Annotated in this window: 14 protein-coding genes; 9 read left to right on the top strand and 5 right to left on the bottom strand. The window is 63.5% G+C overall.

Annotation, left to right across the window (positions count from 1 at the left end):
* Positions 1-73 precede the first annotated feature (73 nt).
* The 5 genes from Q0K02_RS01760 to hisS all read right to left on the bottom strand — a co-directional run bounded on the left by Q0K02_RS01760 (position 74) and on the right by hisS (position 6,511).
* The gene (locus tag Q0K02_RS01760) at positions 74-1,459 is read right to left on the bottom strand and encodes a transcription antitermination factor NusB (RefSeq protein ID WP_294484400.1); all 1,386 of its coding nucleotides are present in this window, start codon (positions 1,457-1,459) and stop codon (positions 74-76) included.
* 212 nt (positions 1,460-1,671) lie between these two features.
* Entirely contained in the window at positions 1,672-2,646 is a 975-nt protein-coding gene (gene fmt, locus Q0K02_RS01765) for a methionyl-tRNA formyltransferase (RefSeq protein ID WP_294484403.1), read from the bottom strand.
* 220 nt (positions 2,647-2,866) lie between these two features.
* Entirely contained in the window at positions 2,867-3,379 is a 513-nt protein-coding gene (gene def / locus Q0K02_RS01770; RefSeq protein WP_294484407.1) for a peptide deformylase, read from the bottom strand.
* A 3-nt stretch (positions 3,380-3,382) separates the two neighbouring features.
* Complete coding sequence (aspS, locus tag Q0K02_RS01775) at positions 3,383-5,242, bottom strand: aspartate--tRNA ligase (protein ID WP_294484409.1); 1,860 nt, start codon at positions 5,240-5,242, stop codon at positions 3,383-3,385.
* A 12-nt stretch (positions 5,243-5,254) separates the two neighbouring features.
* Positions 5,255-6,511: a histidine--tRNA ligase gene (gene hisS / locus Q0K02_RS01780; RefSeq protein WP_294484412.1), complete on the bottom strand. Its 1,257-nt coding sequence runs from the start codon at positions 6,509-6,511 to the stop codon at positions 5,255-5,257.
* 537 nt (positions 6,512-7,048) lie between these two features.
* On the opposite strand from hisS, the gene Q0K02_RS01785 reads away from it, so the two are divergent.
* The 9 genes from Q0K02_RS01785 (at position 7,049) to pnp (ending at position 18,387) form a co-directional block, all read left to right on the top strand.
* Positions 7,049-9,058 carry a cation:proton antiporter gene (locus tag Q0K02_RS01785; protein ID WP_294484415.1) on the top strand — a complete coding sequence of 670 codons (2,010 nt, stop codon included), beginning with the start codon at positions 7,049-7,051 and terminating at the stop codon, positions 9,056-9,058.
* Between the two features lies 1 nt (position 9,059).
* On the top strand, positions 9,060-10,532 hold the full coding sequence (dprA, locus tag Q0K02_RS01790) for a DNA-processing protein DprA (protein WP_294484421.1): 1,473 nt from the start codon (positions 9,060-9,062) through the stop codon (positions 10,530-10,532).
* On the top strand, positions 10,529-11,506 hold the full coding sequence (locus Q0K02_RS01795) for a tyrosine recombinase XerC (protein WP_294484424.1): 978 nt from the start codon (positions 10,529-10,531) through the stop codon (positions 11,504-11,506). The genes dprA and Q0K02_RS01795 overlap by 4 nt, the downstream gene beginning before the upstream one ends.
* A 97-nt stretch (positions 11,507-11,603) precedes the next feature.
* Complete coding sequence (locus tag Q0K02_RS01800) at positions 11,604-12,395, top strand: type III pantothenate kinase (RefSeq protein ID WP_294484426.1); 792 nt, start codon at positions 11,604-11,606, stop codon at positions 12,393-12,395.
* A 53-nt stretch (positions 12,396-12,448) separates the two neighbouring features.
* Entirely contained in the window at positions 12,449-13,765 is a 1,317-nt protein-coding gene (eno, locus tag Q0K02_RS01805; protein WP_294484428.1) for a phosphopyruvate hydratase, read from the top strand.
* Between the two features lie 129 nt (positions 13,766-13,894).
* Positions 13,895-14,587, top strand: coding sequence for an outer membrane lipoprotein chaperone LolA (gene lolA / locus Q0K02_RS01810; RefSeq protein ID WP_294484432.1), 693 nt, complete (start codon positions 13,895-13,897; stop codon positions 14,585-14,587).
* Between the two features lie 161 nt (positions 14,588-14,748).
* Positions 14,749-15,675 carry a tRNA pseudouridine(55) synthase TruB gene (gene truB, locus Q0K02_RS01815; RefSeq protein WP_294484436.1) on the top strand — a complete coding sequence of 309 codons (927 nt, stop codon included), beginning with the start codon at positions 14,749-14,751 and terminating at the stop codon, positions 15,673-15,675.
* 40 nt (positions 15,676-15,715) lie between these two features.
* Positions 15,716-15,979, top strand: a complete 264-nt coding sequence (rpsO, locus tag Q0K02_RS01820) for a 30S ribosomal protein S15 (protein WP_294484515.1) — start codon at positions 15,716-15,718, stop codon at positions 15,977-15,979.
* Between the two features lie 164 nt (positions 15,980-16,143).
* Positions 16,144-18,387, top strand: a complete 2,244-nt coding sequence (pnp, locus tag Q0K02_RS01825) for a polyribonucleotide nucleotidyltransferase (protein ID WP_294484438.1) — start codon at positions 16,144-16,146, stop codon at positions 18,385-18,387.
* The last annotated feature ends 146 nt before the right edge of the window (positions 18,388-18,533 follow it).

The following is an 18,533-nucleotide window of genomic DNA, read 5'->3' on the forward strand; positions in this document are numbered from 1 at the left end:
TTTAAAAAGGCCGCGGAACACACCGCGGCCTGAAAAATGACAAGGGGAAAGAACGGCGCGCAAGCGCGTCCGCTCAGCTGACTTTTCGGAGTATGGCCAGGAACAGGGCGTCCTGCCCCGGAAACAGAGGAAGAAAGCTCCGCTGCTCCACAAGGCGGCAGTCCCCGCTGCGAAGTTCCACGAAACGGGCGATCTGCGCTTCGTTTTCCTCGCGGTTCAAGGCGCAGGTCACGTAAAACAGCGCGCCGCCGGGAAGAAGATGTTCCCAGGCATGGCGGAGAATGTCGGCCTGCGTGCGCACGGCTTCGGCAAGGCGCTCCGGGGAAAGACGCAGGCGCAGCTCGGCGTTTCTGGCTATCGTTCCCGTGCCGCTGCATGGAACATCCAATAATATCAACGGGAAAAATTCATTTATCTGCTGTGCGGCCGCGCATTGAAGCTGCGGCCACGGCAGCCCGAGGCGAAGCAGCGCGGCCTTGAGCTCCTCAAGGCGGAACGACGCCGGTTCGCCGGCGAGCGCCACATGCACGCCCTTTTCCAGCAGGGCCGTGGTTTTTCCGCCGCGCCCGCAGCAGGCGTCCCAGAGCGGCGCTTCTGCCAGTTTTTCGTCGGCAAGAATCCAGTCGGCCAGGTATTCGGCCACGAGCTGGGAGGACGCGCCCTGCCGCGTCAGATTGCCCTGCTTTTCAAAGGTCTCCAGAAGAGCCTGCTGCTTGGCCGCGTCCGGCCGGTTTCTGTCCAGCCCCTCGGCGGAAAAGCCGCCCTGCCCCACAGGCGCATAGCCTTTTTCCAGCCAGTGCTGCACCAGCATTTCGCCCCACGCCCGGGACAGGTTCGCCCGCCAGCACGGCGAAGGATGCGCAAGCGTGTTTTCTGCAAGGCGGCACGCTTCCTTCTCTCCGTACTGCGACGCCCACATGTCGACAAGCCACCGCGGCAGCGACGCCGCCGTTGCCGCGCCTTCCGCATCCAGCTCCTCGCGGGAAAGCGCCTCTTCCCTCCCGCGGATCGCCCCTCGAAGCTCCTCCGACGCGCGATCCACGGCGCGCAGCACGCCGTTGACCAGACCGCCCAGCCCCTGCCCGAAACGACGCCGTGCCAGATTGACCAGCTCGTTCACCGTGGCCCGGGCCGGAATGCCGTCCATGAAAAGAATCTCGTACGCGCCGAGCCGAAGCAGCATGCGCACCTGAAACGAAAGCGCGTCCGGCTTTTTCAAAAATCCGGCCAGCGCCGCATCCAGCGCGGCATAACGACGCAGCACGCCATAGACCAGCTCGGAAAGCAGCGCGGCGTCACGCCCGTCGAGCGAGGCGGAGGCTCCGTACCGGGAAAGCATGACGGGCAGCGGCGTTCCGTCCTCGGGATGACGGAAGAGCTGATGCAGAAGTTCCAGCGCGCCCTTCCGGGCTGCGGAAACCGACGGATTTTGAGACGTTTTTTTTGTTTTTTCGATCATGGGCTTGTCGTGCGGCGTTTTCGCGCCGGAAAAAGGCTCCTGGCGCGTTTTTCGATTTTTTGCCGTGATGAAACGCAGAAAAGGCGGCCCGGCTCTCCGTTTTGTCAAAACGCGGTAAGCGGCATCGACGCCGCCCACAAAAGAGTGGGCAAGAGAGCCCCGCTCTTCGGCCGCGTCGGCGTTTTGCCTGAGCGGAGGGACAAGAACGGAGCCTATTCCTTGCCGCCCAGCATGCCGTACGGTTCGGCAAGGCCGCGCAGACGCCCGTTGCGGAAATCTGCGGCGCTCATGGTGGACTTGCCCGCCGGACGCAGGCGCGTGATGCGGTAGGAACCGGAGCCGCAGGCGACGAGAAGCGCGTCGCCGTCCATGCCCATGAGCGTGCCGGGCGCGGCGTTCTGCGAGCTTTCCACTGGTTCGCCCGGCTCGATGCGGAGCATCACCGGCTCGCGGCCTTCCATGCGGAGCACGGTTTTGGCTCCGGGTGCGGGCGTGAGGCCGCGGATGATGTTGTGAATGCTCTTCGCGTCCTTCGACCAGTCGATATATTCCTCAGCCGCGGAAATCTTGGCCGCATGGGTCACGAGTTCCTCATTCTGCGGAACAAAGGCCGCTCTGCCCTCGGCGATCATGCCGAGCGCGCCGACCATGAGCTTTGCCCCGTGTTCGGCCAGCGTGTCGAACAGCGTGCCCGCCGTGTCGTCCGGCTCGATGCTCACCGCCTGCTGCAGAAGCATGGGGCCGGAATCGAGCCCGGCTTCCATTTTCATGATGGTCACGCCGGAAATGGCGTCGCCGTTCATGACGGCGCGCTGAATGGGCGCGGCCCCGCGGTACTGAGGAAGCAGGGAGCCGTGCACGTTGTACGGCCCGAGCATAGGAATATCGAGCACGCGCTGCGGCAAAAGCAGGCCGTAGGCCGCCACCACGAGCACGTCGGGCCTGAGATCGGCAAGGGCCTGCACGTCGGCGTCGTCGCGGAAATTGCGCGGCTGATACACGGGCAGGCCGAGCTGAAGCGCCAGTTCCTTGGCGGCGGAGGCCTTCAGCTTCTTGCCCCGCCCGGCGGGACGATCCGGCTGAGTATAGACGGCCACCACTTCGCCGCCTTCCCACGCGGCCACGGCCTTGAGAATCACCGCCGCAAAATCCGGCGTGCCCATGAATACGATGCGCAGTTTCGACATGTCAGCTCCATGACGGACAACAAAGGGGCTCGCGCGCCTTCGTGCATTTAAAAATGTTGTCGCTGCGCGGGCAGTTCGGCAAGAGCCCGACGTCAGCGTGGTCACACTGTACGGTCTATCAGTTTTTCCGTCCAGCCGGGACGGGCCCGAAAAAGAAAAAGGCCCGGACTTTCGTCCGGGCCCGGATGCTGAACAGACGGCGGGCGCAGGCCCGGCGCGGCTATCTTCTGCCCTTCCGTATTTTCTTGTCGTACAGAGAGCGCTTGAGATAGCTCAGGTAATCGATGAACAGCTTGCCGTCGAGATGATCGGTTTCATGCTGCATGCAGGCGCCGTAATAGCCTTCGCCTTCGATGTGAACGGGCTTGCCGTCCAGATCAAGGGCGTCGAGGGCCACGCGGCGGGGACGCTTCACCTTGGCGCGCAGATCGGGCACGGAAAGGCAGCCTTCGTTTTCCTCGTGACCTTTGGGATCAAGCACCGTGACCACGGGATTGACGAACACCCGGAAATCCTGGGGCAGGTCGGGATCGTTCTTTTCCTGCGACACGTCGATGACCACCACGCGCTTGAGCACGCCGATCTGCGGCGCGGCAATGCCCACGCCGCCCACGGTGGTGAGGGTGTCGAGCAGATCCTGCGCGAGGGCGCGGATGTCGTCGTTGATCTCGGCCACAGGTTCGCTGACCTTGGCGAGCGTGGGATCGGGATACTGAAGAACAGGACGAAGCATGATTTACTCCGCGGAATTGCTGGGAGCGGGAGCCGCCTTTTCACGCAGTCGAATGCCCAGTTCACGCAACTGCTTGTTGTCCACGGGGGACGGAGCTTCGGTAAGCAGGCAGGCGGCCTTCTGATTCTTGGGGAACGCGATGACGTCGCGGATGCTCGAAGCGCCCGTAAGCAGCATGGCCACGCGGTCGAGACCGAAGGCGATGCCGCCGTGGGGCGGAGTGCCGTAGTCCAGAGCCTGAATGAAGTAGCCGAACTGAGCCTTGGCGGATTCTTCGGTGAAGCCGAGGCCCTCGAACATGCGGGTCTGATCGGCGGGGTTGTGAATACGGATGGAGCCGCCGCCGATTTCGTTGCCGTTCAGCACCATGTCGTAGGCGCGGGCCTTGGCGCGGGCGGGATCGGTAAGCATGATGTCGTAGCTTTCGTCCTGCGCGGCGGTGAAGGGATGATGGCAGGCCACCCAGCGATGTTCTTCCTCGCTGTATTCAAAGAGCGGGAAGTCGGTCACCCAGAGCAGGTTCCAGGTGTTTTCGGGAATGAGGCCGAGCTTGTTGCCGAGCTTCACGCGCAGACTGCCGAGGGCGTTGTTCACGAGACCGGGTTCACCGGCCTGGAAGAACACGATGTCGCCCACTTCGAGGCCGCACACTTCCGCAATGCCCGCCCTTTCCTTGTCGGAAAGGAACTTGGCGATGGGCGACTGCCATTCGTTTTCATGAATCTTGATCCAGGCCAGGCCCTGAGCGCCGAAGCCCTTCACGAAATCGGTGAGTTCGTCGATTTCCTTGCGGGTCATGGTGGCGCCGCCGGGCACGCGCAGGGCCTTCACCAGCTTGGCGCCGGCAAAGAGCTTGAAGGCGGAACCGTGAACGATGTCGGTCACGTCCTTGAGCTTGAGATCAAAGCGGGTGTCGGGCTTGTCGGAGCCGTAGTCGCGCATGGCTTCATCGTAGGGCATGCGCTTGAGGGGCAGCTCGATGTCCACGCCGATGGCTTCCTTGAACACGCGGGCGATGAGGCCTTCGGCCATGGCCATGACCTGATCTTCGTTCACGAAGCTCATTTCGATGTCCACCTGAGTGAACTCGGGCTGACGGTCGGCGCGCAGGTCTTCGTCGCGGAAGCAGCGGGCCACCTGATAATAGCGGTCCACGCCGCTCATCATGAGCATCTGCTTGAACTGCTGAGGCGACTGGGGCAGCGCGTAGAATTCGCCCGGAGAAAGACGGCTGGGCACGAGGAAGTCGCGCGCGCCTTCGGGGGTGGACTTGGTGAGGTACGGCGTTTCGACTTCAAGGAAGTCGAGGTCGTTCAGATAGTTGCGGCAGGCCTTCACGATGTTGTGACGCACGCGAAGGTTGTGCGCCATGACGGGACGGCGCAGGTCGAGGTAGCGGTACTGCAGGCGCACGGACTCGGAGCAGTCGGTGCGGTCCTCCACCTGGAAGGGCGGGGTCTTGGCCGTGTTGAGCAGCTTCCATTCCAGCACCACCACTTCGATTTCGCCGGTGTGCAGGTTGGGGTTGGTCATGCCTTCGGGGCGGGGACGCACGCGGCCCTTGATGGCGATGACGTATTCGCTGCGCAGAATGTGGGCGTCGCGATGCGCTTCAGGCGCGACTTCGGGGCTGAACACCACCTGCGTGAGGCCGTCGCGATCGCGCAGGTCCACGAAGATGAGGCCGCCGTGGTCGCGGCGATACTGCACCCAGCCCATGAGGCACACGGTCTTACCGTTGTCGGCAATGGTCAGGTCGTTGCAGTGATGGGTGCGCTGCCAGTCACCCAGCGGTTTGATGTATCGGGCGTGTTCCTTCTGAACATCCACGACGTTTTTTTCGTTGTCTTCAAACTGGCTCATGACCATTCCTCTTTATTGTTCGGCGTTCAGGCTGGCGGCCGCGTCGGCGCAGGAGACCTCGTGCTGCTCGCCAGATTCCATGTTTTTAATGATGACGCTGCCGGAAGCCAGCTCGTTGGTTCCCATGATGAGCGTGAAGCGCGCGCCGGACTTGCCTGCCTGACGCATGGTGGCCTTCATGCTGCGGCTCTCGTAGCCCATGGTGCCGGAAAAGCCTTCGCGGCGCAGGTTCTGGGCCAGGGCGAACGCGGCGTCGCGGCAGGAATCGTCGAGCACGGCCATGTAGAAGTCGGGACGCACTTCGGGCATTTCGCGGCCTTCGAGCAGAAGCGCGAGGCGCTCCATGCCGCAGGCAAAGCCTATGCCGGGCACGGCCGGTCCGCCGAGCTGTTCCACAAGACCGTCGTAGCGGCCGCCGCCGGCCACGGAGCCCTGAGAGCCGATTTCGTTGGAAACCACTTCCCAGGTGGTGCGGGTATAGTAGTCAAGGCCGCGCACCAGACGGTGATTGATCTGATAGGGCACCTTTTCCGCGTCGAGATGGCGCAGCACGGCCTCGAAGTGGGCGCGGCAGTCGGGGCATTCGTTTTCCAGAATCACGGGCGCGTCGGCCGTGAGTTCCTTGCACTCGGGAACCTTGCAGTCCAGCACGCGCAGGGGATTGGTTTCCATGCGGCGGCGGCAGTCTTCGCAGAGCTTCGACTGATCGAGAGAGGCCAGCCAGTCGTGAAGCTTCTGACGATACTTCGGACGGCAGCTCGAGCAGCCCAGAGAGTTGATCTGCAACGTAAGGTTCTTCAGACCGAGTCTGCCGAGAAACTCCATCATCATGCAGATGATTTCCGCATCGGCCTCGGGTTCCTTCGGGCCGAGGCACTCGCAGTTGATCTGATGGAACTGACGCATGCGGCCCTTCTGGGGGCGTTCATGCCGAAACATGGGGCCGATGGTGAAAAATCTGCTCACGGCCTCGCGGGCGTAGATGCCGCTTTCAATGTAGGCGCGCATGACGCCGGCCGTGGCTTCGGGACGCAGGGACATGGAACGGCCCTTGCTGTCGGGAATGCAGTACATCTCCTTCTGCACCACGTCGGTTTCCGTGCCGATGCCGCGGCAGAAAAGGTCGGTGTATTCCATGAGCGGAGTGCGAAGTTCGCCAAAACCGTAGCGGGGAAACACCTCGCGGGCAGTGGCTTCCATCATCTCAAAAAGACGGCTCTGCGCCGGAAACTGGTCGGCAAAGCCCTTGATAGCCTGAATCTGTGCCATGAACGGACTCCAGCAAAGTAGAAATAACGCATGAGGATAGGACCATTTCTCCCCATTGTCAAAGAATTCCCCTCGCTCCGCGCCCGCGCCCCGCAAGGCCCAAAAGAAAAATCACGGAACAGCCGCCGCGCCGCCTCCGCGCTTTCGAGAGCGCGCCCTGACGTTTTGCGCAGCCTCGCCCCACCTCTTTCAGGCCGCAGTCCAAGGACCAATTCGTGGCGACTCCGGGCCGATTTCGGTTCGACTCCGGGCCGCACACTCCGGGCAAGCGTCCGGGCCGCATTCCGAGCCTGCTTTTTCCTCGAAGCGCAGCGCGCATTCCGGGGATCTTTCCGGGCCGTTTTCCGCGCGCTTCCGAACGCCCCCCGCCCCCTCGGATGCGCCTCGAAGCCGCACTCCGAACGAGTCCTCCGAACGAACGTTCCGCCCCCGGCATCCGCCCTCCGTTCCGTTGCATGCGGCCGGAAAACATGACAGAATAACAGGCTTGTGAACACATGGTTCACCTCTCCATATCCCTTTCTGCGAGACTGCCCCATGGAAGACATGATTCTTCGCGAAATCGTCGTTCTTTTTATTCTTTCCATCATCGTCGTTCTTGTCTGTCTGCGCTTCCGCCTGCCGTCCATCGTGGGCTTTCTGCTCACCGGCGTGCTGTGCGGTCCTTCCGCCCTCGGACTCATTCCCAGCCCCGAAGCCGTGGACACCATGGCCGACGTGGGCGTGGCCTTCCTCATGTTCTCCATCGGCATGGAGCTCTCCGGCAAGGAACTCGTGCGGCTCAAGAAGCCGCTCTTTCTGGGCGGCTCCTCCCAGGTGCTGCTCACCATGGCCTTCGTGTTCCTGCTCACCTTCTGGTGGAGCGGGCCGCGGCTCGGCATCGTGTACGGCTGCATGGTCACGCTCTCGTCCACGGCCATCGTGCTGAGCATTCTCCAGCAGAAGGCCCTCACCGAATCCCCGCAGGGGCAGGTCTGCCTCGCCGTGCTCATTTTTCAGGATCTCGCCATCGTGCCCATGGTGCTCATCTTCCCGCTGCTGGCGGGCGGCCTCGAACTCGACACCAACTCCATGATCTTCGCCGTGGGCAAGGGCGTGCTCGTCATCGGCGGCATTCTCCTGTTCGGCAAATACCTGCTCCACCGGCTCATGTTCAGCGTGGTGAGCACCCGCAGCCGCGAGCTCATGCTCATGACCACCCTCGGCCTGTGCCTCGCCGTGGCGCTCATCACCTCGTGGCTCGGCCTCTCGCTCGCCCTCGGCGCGTTCCTCGCCGGTCTCATGATGGCCGAGTCGGAATACAGCCTCAACACGCTGGAAAGCATCATGCCCTTCAAGGAAGTGTTCTCCAGCATCTTCTTCATTTCCGTGGGCATGCTGCTCGACGTCAAGTTCTTCCTCACGCATCTGCCCGTCATCTCGCTGTGCGCCGCGGCCATCATTCTGGCGAAAATCCTCATGGTCGTGCCCGCGGTGCGCGTGCTCAGGTACTCCATGCGCACGGCCCTGCTTACGGCCTTCAGTCTCGCCCAGGTGGGCGAATTCTCCTTCGTGCTCGCCAAGTCCGCCCTCGGCCTCGACCTCATCAGCAACGACGCCTATCAGATCTTTCTCGCCTCCAGCATTCTGACCATGGTGCTCACCCCCCTGCTCATCGGCGCGGCTCCCAGGGTCACCGGCAGAATCCTGAAACGGCCCAACATGCAGACCGCCGAAGCCGCCACCGACGACTCCGACGAACACGATGCCGAAGACAACGCCCACGGCATCATCCGCGACGGCCGGCAGCTCAAGGATCATCTCATCATCATCGGCTTCGGCATCGGCGGGCAGATCATGGCCCACGGCGCAAAAAGCTGCGGCATTCCCTACATCATTTCGGAAATGAATCCCGACACCGTGGAAAAATACCGCGCCACAGAACCCATCCGGCACGGCGACGCCTCCTTCCCGCTGGTGCTGGAACATCTCGGCGCGTCCACGGCCAGGGCGCTCGCCATTCTCACGTCCGATCCGGCGGGCAGCCGCGCCATCATCGCCAACGCCCGCGCCATGAATCCCTCGCTGCACATCATCGTGCGCACGCGCTTCCTCGGCAATCTGGACTCCTACAAGGAAGTGGGCGCCAACGAAGTAATTCCCGAAGAGTTTGAAACCTCGCTGGAAGTGTTCGCCCGCGTGCTCAATCACTACCTCGTGCCGCGCCAGACCATCGATCAGTACGTGTCCGCCATCCGCCGCGAAAACTACGGCATGCAGCGCAGGCTCGGCATGGGCGGCTCCATCATGGACAGCCTGCCCGATCTGCAGCTTGTGGCCTACGCCGTGGAAGAGGGCTCCCCCCTCGCAGGCAAGACCATCGCTCAGGCGGCGCTGCGCAAGGAACACGGCGTGACGGCCGCAGGCGTGCGGCGCGGCGATACGATCAACAACAATCCCAACGCCCAGACGCAGCTTCTCGCCGGCGACATCGTGTACCTGCTCGCCACGCAGGAAGCGCTCGCCAGGGCGGCGGTACTCTTCCACACCGAAGGGAGAGCCGCCTGACATGAACGAATCTCTTCCGCAGCAGACGGGCTTCGCCGCTCTGGACGACGACGGACGCCGCGAATACTGGGCGGCGCTGGCCCTGCGCCACACCGCCGGTCTCGGCGTGCGCGGGGCGTGTCTGCTGCTCAAGCATTTCGGCTCCGCCTACGAGGCCGTCACCAACGTGCCCGCATGGCCGGAAGCGGGCGTGCCCGCCCAGAAGGCCGAAGGCTACCTGAACAACGCCTGGAGAGCCGCGGCCCGTCCGGAATGGGACGCCGCCCACACGCTTCGCGCCTCCATCATTCTGTGGACGGACAAGCGCTATCCGCCGCTGCTGCGAGAACTGCCCGACGCGCCCGCGCTGCTCTACGCCGCAGGCGACGCCTCGCTTCTGCGCGCGCCGTGCGTGGCCGTCGTGGGTTCCCGCGACGCTTCTTCCGCAGCCATCGACTTTACGGCGGCCGTTGCCGAAGAGCTTTCCGCCGCGGGCGTGACCGTGGTTTCCGGCCTGGCCTACGGCGTGGACGGCTACGCCCATCACGCGGCCCTCGGCGGCCCGGGCCGCACCATCGCCGTACTGCCCGGAGGCGTGGATCTGCCCTTCCCCTCCGGCCACCGCGACCTCTACCTCGACGTGGTCGAACACGGCCTTGCGGCAAGCGAAATGCCGCCGGGCTGGGTGCCCGGCCCCGGCGCGTTTCCCGTGCGCAACCGCCTCATCAGCGGCCTCTGCCTCGGCGTGCTGGTGGCGGAGGCCAGCCGCGCGCGCAGCGGCAGTCTCATCACGGCGCGCCTGGCCGCAGAACAGGGCAGAAACGTCTATGCGCCTTCGCCGAACGCCCTGCGCGCCCCCTGCCGCGAAGGCACGAAAAAACTGCTTCTGGATGGCGCGCGGCCCGTATCCGGCGCGGCGGACATTCTGGCCGATCTGCTGCCGCATCTTCAGGATTCGCTGAAGCATTCTCCGGCAGCGCCGACGCGCGGCAGGCCCGCAGAAGAAACGCAGCCTGCCCCGGCAAAGCACGACGCGCTGGAAGAAATTGAAGAAATTGAAGAGGCTTCGCCCGCGCAGCCGGAGAGCCTCCGCGCCCCCGCAACCGACACTTCCGCCCGCCCGAAAGAAGAGCCGCGCCCGCAGGCCGCCGCTTTGCCCGCAGCCTCCCCAGAGAGCGAGCCTCCGACGCCCTCGAACGACGATCGCGCCTCTTCCCGCGCCGAAACGGCCGCTCCCGAGCGAAAAGAACAGCGCCCGGCCCGCAAAGCGCCCGCGAAAAAGCCCGCCCGAGCCGCTGCGCCCCTCACCGAAGAAGAGGAAACCATTCTCGCCCTTCTGCAGGACGGCCCCCTTTCCCAGGATGAGCTTCTCTACGCCGCGCAGGCGCAAAGCGGCTCCTGGAACAGCGCTTCCGTGAGCGCCGTGCTCATGATTCTGGAGGTGAAAAAGCTCGCGAGGCGTCTTTCCGATTCCCGCTACGAGGCCAGAGCATGAGCCGCCTTGCCGAAATCACCGCCGCCCTTCCCGTGCCCGCCGCCACCTTTCTCGCCTGGATGGAGTTTCAGAAAGGCGCGTCCGAAGCCACGGTGGCGGCCTACGCCGTGGACATTCTGGAATTTGAAACCTACCTGCGCGGCATGGGCGCTTCGCTGGAGCGGCCTTCCGAAATCACGCGGCAGATGGTGCAGGGCTTTTCCGCCTCGCTGTTCCGGCAGGGCATGGCGCGCTCGTCCATGGCGCGCAAGCTCTCCGCTCTGCGTTCGCTGTTCCGGCATCTTCTGCGCCTGCACAAGATTGAGGCCGATCCCTGCGCCGGGGTGCGCAATCCCAAGCAGGATCAGCGGCATCCCGCCATGCTCAACGTGGATCAGGTGTTCAGCCTGCTGGACGAAAAGCCCGCCGAAGCCGTGGCCGCCCGCCCGGGCGACATGTCCGCCGACGATGTGTTTCTCCTGCGCGACAAGGCGCTTCTTGAGCTGCTCTACGGCTCGGGCCTTCGCATTTCCGAGGCGCTCGGCCTCAACGTGAACGACATACGCCCCGAAAGCGGGCACGTGCAGGTCATGGGCAAGGGCAGCAAGGAACGCATCGTGCCGCTCAGCGACGCCAGCAAAGACGCGCTTTCCCGCTGGCTTTCCGTGCGCGACCGCGTGCCTCCCGCGCACGGCGAACGGGCCGCCTTTCTGGGGCGGCGCGGCAAAAGGCTGGATCGCCGTCAGGCCGCGCGCATTCTGGAGGGACGGGCCGCGGAAGCGGGCATTCCGCAGCATCTCTCCCCTCACGATCTGCGACACTCCTTTGCCACGCACCTGCTGGAAGGCGGGGCGGACCTGCGCGCCGTGCAGGAACTGCTCGGGCACAGCCGCATTTCCACCACGCAGCGCTACACGCACCTCAACATGGAGGCCCTCACGCGCATCTACGACGCCGCGCATCCGCTCTCCCGAAAGAGCGACAAGAAATCCTGACCCGCTCCCGCCCCGGAAACCGGACCTTTTACCCATTGCGAACGCCGCAAAGAAAGGATAAACTCTCTTGTCTTTTCTTTTTCCGGGTGGTTCACGCATGTCTGAACATCTCCTTCTTGCCGACATAGGCAATACCTGCATCAAGATAGTCTTCGCCCGCCCCGACGCCCTGGAGGCCGCCTACTCGCTGCCCACCAGAGCTTCGCACACGGCGGACAGCCTGGGGCTCTCGCTGGTTCAGCTTCTTTCCCTGCGCCGCCTGAAGCCCGAAGACATCACGGCCTGCCTCGTCTGCTCCGTGGTGCCCGACGTGAGCACCCTGCTTCACGAGGCTTTGCAGAAATACCTCGGCAAAACGCCGCTGTCCTTCCCCGGCGACTTTGAAATAGACCTTGTCAACGGCTACGAACAGCCGCAGGAAGTGGGCGCGGATCGTCTTCTGGCCGCCTTTGCCGCCAGAAAGCTCTTTCCCGACACGCCGTCCATCATTTCCGTGGACTTCGGCACCGCCACCACCTTCGACTGCGTGTCCGGCAACGCCTATCTGGGCGGCCTCATCTGCCCCGGACTTTTTTCCTCGCGCAACGCGCTTGCCGCCAACACGGCCAAGCTGCCGCGCATCTCGCTGGAAATGACGGAAGATTGCGTCCGCATCGGGCGCAACACCATCACCAGCATGAACCACGGCTTTCTGTTCGGCTTCGCCGCCATGACCGAAGGCCTGTGCGAACGTCTCAAAACCCAGCTTCCCGGCCCCACGCTCGTGGTGGGCACGGGCGGCGCGGCCCACGACCTTTCCAGAATCTGCCGGGCCTTTGACATCGTCAGACCCGATCTTATTCTTGAAGGGCTCCGGCTCCTCTGGATCCGGAAGACCGCCACGGCATAGCATTCTGTTCTCTTACCCGGACTGCGTCCGGCATATTCCAAGGAGTTCCCGCCATGAACAACAGCACCATCACTTCCGTATGGGCCCGCGAGATTCTCGACTCCCGCGGCAATCCCACTGTTGAAGTGGAAGTCGGCCTCGAATCCGGCCACGTCGGCCGCGCCGCCGTTCCTTCCGGCGCCTCCACCGGCAGCCGCGAAGCCCTCGAACTGCGCGACGGCGACAAGGGCCGTTACAAGGGCAAGGGCGTGACCCGCGCCGTGGAACACGTGAACGGTGAAATCGCCGAAGCCGTGATCGGCCTCGACGCCCTGCGTCAGGTGCAGGTGGACAACACCCTCATCGACCTCGACGGCACCGAAAACAAGTCCCGCCTCGGCGCCAACGCCATGCTCGGCGTGTCGCTCGCCACGGCCCGCGCCGCCGCCGAATACCTCGGCCTGCCCCTGTATCAGTACCTCGGCGGCGTGAACGCCAAGATCATGCCCTCCCCCATGATGAACGTCATCAACGGCGGCGCGCATGCTCCCAACAATCTGGACATCCAGGAATTCATGATCATGCCCGTGGGCGCCAAGACCTTTGCCGACGCCCTGCGCATCGGCGCCGAAGTGTTCCACACCCTCAAGGGCATTCTCGCCAAGGACGGCCACGTGACCTCCGTGGGCGACGAAGGCGGCTTCGCTCCCAACCTCAAGAGCCACGACGAAGCCTTCAGCTACCTCATCAAGGCCATTGAAGCCGCCGGCTACATCCCCGGCGCGGAAGTCGCCCTCGGCATCGACGCCGCCTCCTCCGAATTCTACAAGGACGGCAAGTACGTCATCGCCGGCGAAGGCCTCGAACTCACCAGCGAACAGATGGTGGACTGGCTCGAAGACTTCACCAAGCGCTATCCGCTCATCTCCATTGAAGACGGCATGGCCGAAGACGACCGCGAAGGCTGGAAGCTGCTCACCGACCGCCTCGGCGACCACATTCAGCTCGTGGGCGACGACCTCTTCGTCACCAACCCCGACATCCTTGCCGAAGGCATCGAAGACGGCCTCGCCAACGCCGTGCTCATCAAGGTGAACCAGATCGGCACCCTCACCGAAACCCTCGACACCATCGAAATCGCCAAGAACGCCGGCTACGCCACCATCGTGTCCCACCGTTCCGGCGAAACCGAAGACACCTTCATCGCCGACCTCGCCGTGGGCACCAACTCCGGCCAGATCAAGACCGGCTCCGCCAGCCGTTCCGACCGCATCGCCAAGTACAACCAGCTCCTCCGCATCGAAGAGGAACTCGGCGACGTCAGCTTCTTCTTCGGCCCCATTCTCGCCGACAACTACGGACTCACCCAGTCCGACGAAGACGCTGAATAAGCATTCCGCGGGGAGGTTTTTCCTCCCCGCACACTGGTTTCCGGCCCGGGCTTCCGGGCCTTTTTCAACCTCCCCTGCGGCGCGCATCGCCGCCCGCCTCCGGGCGTCGGGAGGAATAAGGAAAAAATCATGAGCAGACTGCTGCGAATCCTCTTCTGTGCCTTTCTTGCCCTCGGCCTCTTCGCCCAGAGCGCTTCCGCCGCCGACATCACCGCCGCGGTGAACAAGATGCAGACCGCCTACGCCGGCATGCAGAGCTTCCGCGCCGACTTCACGCAGCAGCTTCTGCAGAGAGAAAGCGGCGTCGTGGAAAAAAGAAACGGCGTCATTCTCTTCCAGAAGCCCCTTCTCGTGCGCTGGGAAACCGCCGCGCCCCACGCAGAACTTCTCATGGTGACGGACAAGGAAATCTGGAACTACCTGCCCGACGAGGAACTCGCCTACCGCTATTCCCGCGCGCTGGCCGAAGATTCCCGTTCCCTCATCCAGGTGATCACCGGCCAGAGCGCCCTTTCCCGCGATTTCGACGTGGAAGCCGCCCAGTCGCCGGAAGACGGCAAGCTCATTCATCTGCTGCTCTACCCCAAGGATCCCACCACGGAACTCACCGAAGCCCAGCTCTGGCTCGACCCCGACACCTCGCTCATCCGCCGCGCCATGGTCATGGACTTCTACGGCAATACCAACACCATCGAGCTGCAGAACCTGAAGCCCAACGCGCCCGTCTCCGCCAAGGACTTCCAGTTCACCCCGCCCAAGGGCACGGAAGTGGAAGACCACGTGGAGGCCAAGCATCCCGTGGCAAGACCGCTGCTCAACTAGATTTCCGGGCAGAGCTTCAAAGTATATTTCAATAATTCCGGTATATTCCGTTTCCGCCCGCGCGGCGGCGCCGGCAAAAGCGAATTTTCCGGGCTCTCCCTGCCCGGGCCCTGCGCCGGGGCTGGACTATCCTGATAATTAAAGGTACATAGACTTCTCGCATGGAACAGCAGCACGGCATACTGGTACTGAACAAGCCCAAGGGGCTCAGCTCCGCGCAGGCCATCGCCCGCGTGAAGCGCCTCGGGCAGAAGAAAATCGGTCATGCGGGCACTCTCGACCCCATGGCCACCGGCGTGCTGCTCGTTCTGCTCGGCAACGCCACAAAGCTTTCCGGCTATCTGCTGGAAGGCGGGGTGAAAACCTACGGCGGTACGCTGCGCCTCGGCGTCGTTACCGACACCTGGGACGCCGAAGGCTCCGTGGTTGCCGAAACGCCCCTGAGCGAAGACGATCTCGCTCCGGGCTCCGCGCTTGAGAAGGCCGCCCGCCGCGAAGTGGAGGCCTGGCTGGATGTGACGGAACAGCCCGTTCCGCCCTATTCCGCCGCAAAGCACCAGGGTCAGCCTCTGTACAAGCTGGCCCGCGCCGGCAAGGAAGTGCCGGTCAAGGTGAAAAGCATACATGTTTCGCACGCCGCTGTTCAATGGGTGAACATGCCGGACGTGCGATTCCGGGTAACGTGCAGTTCCGGCTCCTACATACGGTCCCTGGCCCACAGCTTGGGGATGCGACTCGGGTGCGGAGCCATGCTCACGGAACTGACCCGGGAATACAGCCACCCGTTTGGCCTGGAGGTCGCCCACACGCTGGACGAAATCCTTGCCGAGCCTGAAAGGCTGCCAGAATGGATCATGCCCATCAGCGCCGCCCTGCCCGGCTGGAAAAACATTTCCGTCGGAAAAATGCAGGAAGCGCATCTGAAAAACGGCATGCCCGTTCCCCATCTGCCGGAATTCGGTGATTTCGAACCCGGCACACGCGCCCTCATACTGGCGCAGGATGGCTCGCCTCTGGCTCTGGCAGAAGCCCGCATGGACAGGGATCGCCCTGTCTGGGCAGTGCTTCGGGGGCTTTTTACCCACTAACCTCTGACGAAACGTCAGAGAGGAGGATACCGCTGTGGCTATGGATTCCGCTCAGAAGCAGGCCGTCATCGCTCAGTACGCCAAGCACGAAGGCGACACCGGCTCCGCTGAAGTTCAGATCGCCCTTCTCACCGCCCGCATCAATGGTCTCGCCGACCACTTCAAGGCCAACAAGAAGGACTTCCACTCCCGCACCGGCCTGCTCAAGCTGGTCGGCCAGCGTCGCAAGATGCTGAACTACCTCAAGAAGACCGACATTCAGAGCTATCGCGCCCTGATCGAAAAGCTCGGTCTGCGCAAGTAGTCGGAAAACGATCCGGAAACAAGGGGGAGCGGAAGAAATTCCGCTCCCCCATCCTGCATGGAAAGGGGCCTTTTCCCCTCAACCTCAACGCGAGGAAGGAGCATCCGCGAACAGAGGCGAAATTTTCGTCTTTCTTCACGGAGTCTCCTTCCAGGAGTAACCATATGGGTCTGCTCAACAGCACTCGTGTGTCCGCCACCGTAGGCGGCAAAGAAATCATTCTGGAAACGGGCCGCGTGGCCCGTCAGGCCAACGGCGCCATCTGGATTCAGTGCGGCGGCACCGTGGCCCTCGTCACCGTGTGTGAAGCCCAGCTCGACACCCCCAAGGACTTCTTCCCCCTCACCGTGGAATACGCCGAACGCATGTACGCCGCCGGCCGCATTCCCGGCAACTTCTTCCGCCGCGAAATCGGCCGCCCGAGCGACCATGAAACCCTCGTGGCCCGCCTCATCGACCGCCCCATCCGTCCGCTCTTCCCCAAGGGCTACGGCAATGAGGTGCAGGTGCTCGCCACCGTCATTTCCGCCGACGGCGAAAACGATCCCGACGTGCTCTGCATCACTGCGGCTTCCGCGGCCACCTGCATTTCCAACATTCCCTTCGCGGGCCCCGTGGCCGGCGCGCGCCTCGGCCGCGTGGACGGTCAGTTCGTGCTGAACCCCACCACCGAAGAACTCAAGCGCTCCGACATGGACATCGTGCTCGCCGCCTCCCGCGACGCCGTGGTCATGGTGGAAGGCGAAGCCAAGCTCGTCAAGGAACAGGACCTCATCGACGGCCTGAACTGGGCCCACAAGGCCATTCAGCCCCTCATCGACGCTCAGGAAGAACTCGTGAAGCTGGCCGGCAAGGCCAAGACCGAATTCATTCCCAAGCAGGACGATCCCGAACTGTTCGCCTACGTGGAAGACCTCGCCATCAAGTCCGGCATGGAAGACGCCCTGCGCACTCCCGACAAGCTGCTCAGAAAGGACGCCCGCAAGGCCGTCAAGGACAAGGTGAAGGCCCTCATGGCCACCGACGAACGCTATGCCGACGATCCCGCGGCGCAGGCCGCCATCGGCGAAGTGCTCGAACACCTCGAAAAGAAGCTCGTGCGCCAGAGAGTGCTCAACGAAGGCACCCGCATCGACAACCGCGACACCAAGACCGTGCGTCCCATCGAAATCGAAACGTCGGTGCTGCCCCGCGCCCACGGCTCCGCCATCTTCGCCCGCGGCGAAACCAAGACCATTGCCGTCACCACCCTCGGCAGCACGTCCGACGAGCAGAAGGTCGATACCCTGAACGGCGACGAAACCAAGCGCTTCATGCTGCACTACAACTTCCCGCCCTTCACCGTGGGCGAAGTGAAGTCCGTGCGCGTGTCCCGCCGCGAAATCGGTCACGGCCACCTCGCCGAACGCGCCCTCAAGGCCGTTCTGCCCTCGCCCGAAAGCTTCCCCTACACCATCCGCGTGGTGTCCGACACCGTGGAATCCAACGGTTCGTCCTCCATGGCCGCCGTGTGCGGCGGCTGCCTCTCCCTCATGGACGCTGGCGTGCCGATCAGCGCTCCCGTGGCCGGCGTGGCCATGGGTCTCATCAAGGACGGCGACACCTACACCGTGCTCACCGACATTCTCGGCGACGAAGACGCCCTCGGCGACATGGACTTCAAGATCGCCGGCACGGCCGACGGCATCAGCGCCATCCAGATGGACATCAAGATCAACGGCCTGCCCACCGAAGTCATGGCCCGCGCCATGGAACAGGCCCGCGTGGCCCGTCTGCACATTCTCGACGTCATGGCCAAGGCCATGCCCGCCGTGCGCGAACTCTCGCCCTACGCGCCCCAGCACGAGGAAGTGTTCGTGAATCCTGAAATCATCCGCATGATCATCGGCCCCGGCGGCAAGAACATCAAGGCCATCACCAGCGCCACCGGCGCGGCCATCGACATTGAGGATTCCGGCCGCATCACCATCTTCGCCCCCACGCAGAAGTCCATGCAGGCCGCCAAGGAAATGGTGCTCTACTACGACCAGCACGCGGAACTCGGCAAGAACTACAACGCCAAGGTCAAGCGCATTCTGGAAATCGGCGCCATCGTGGAAATTCTGCCCAACCTCGAAGCCCTGGTCCACATCTCCCAGCTCGACACCAACCGCGTGGAAAAGACCGAAGACGTGGCCCACCTCGGCGAAGACATGCTGGTCAAGGTCATCGAAATCAACGGCGACCGCATCCGCGCGAGCCGCAAGGCCGTGCTGCTCGAACAGCAGGGCATCGAATGGAAGCCCGAAGACACCGCCCGTCCCGCCCGCCGCGAACGCGGAGAACGCGGCGACGGCGAACGTCGCGAACGCCGCGGCGAACGTCGTGAACGCAGCGATCGTCCCCGCCGCGAACACAAGGAAGACTAAGCGGGAGCGGGGAATTCCCCTCGCGCAAAGATGAAAAGAGAGGCCGCCGTCCGCATGGACGGCGGCCTCTTCGTTTGTCATGCCAATTCGCGCTCAGCCCGCCGTACCGGGGCGGGCAACGCCGGGCAGCATCAACGCGGCACCCT

The sequence above is a fragment of the uncultured Mailhella sp. genome (genome assembly GCF_944324995.1).
Taxonomy (GTDB): Bacteria; Desulfobacterota; Desulfovibrionia; order Desulfovibrionales; family Desulfovibrionaceae; genus Mailhella.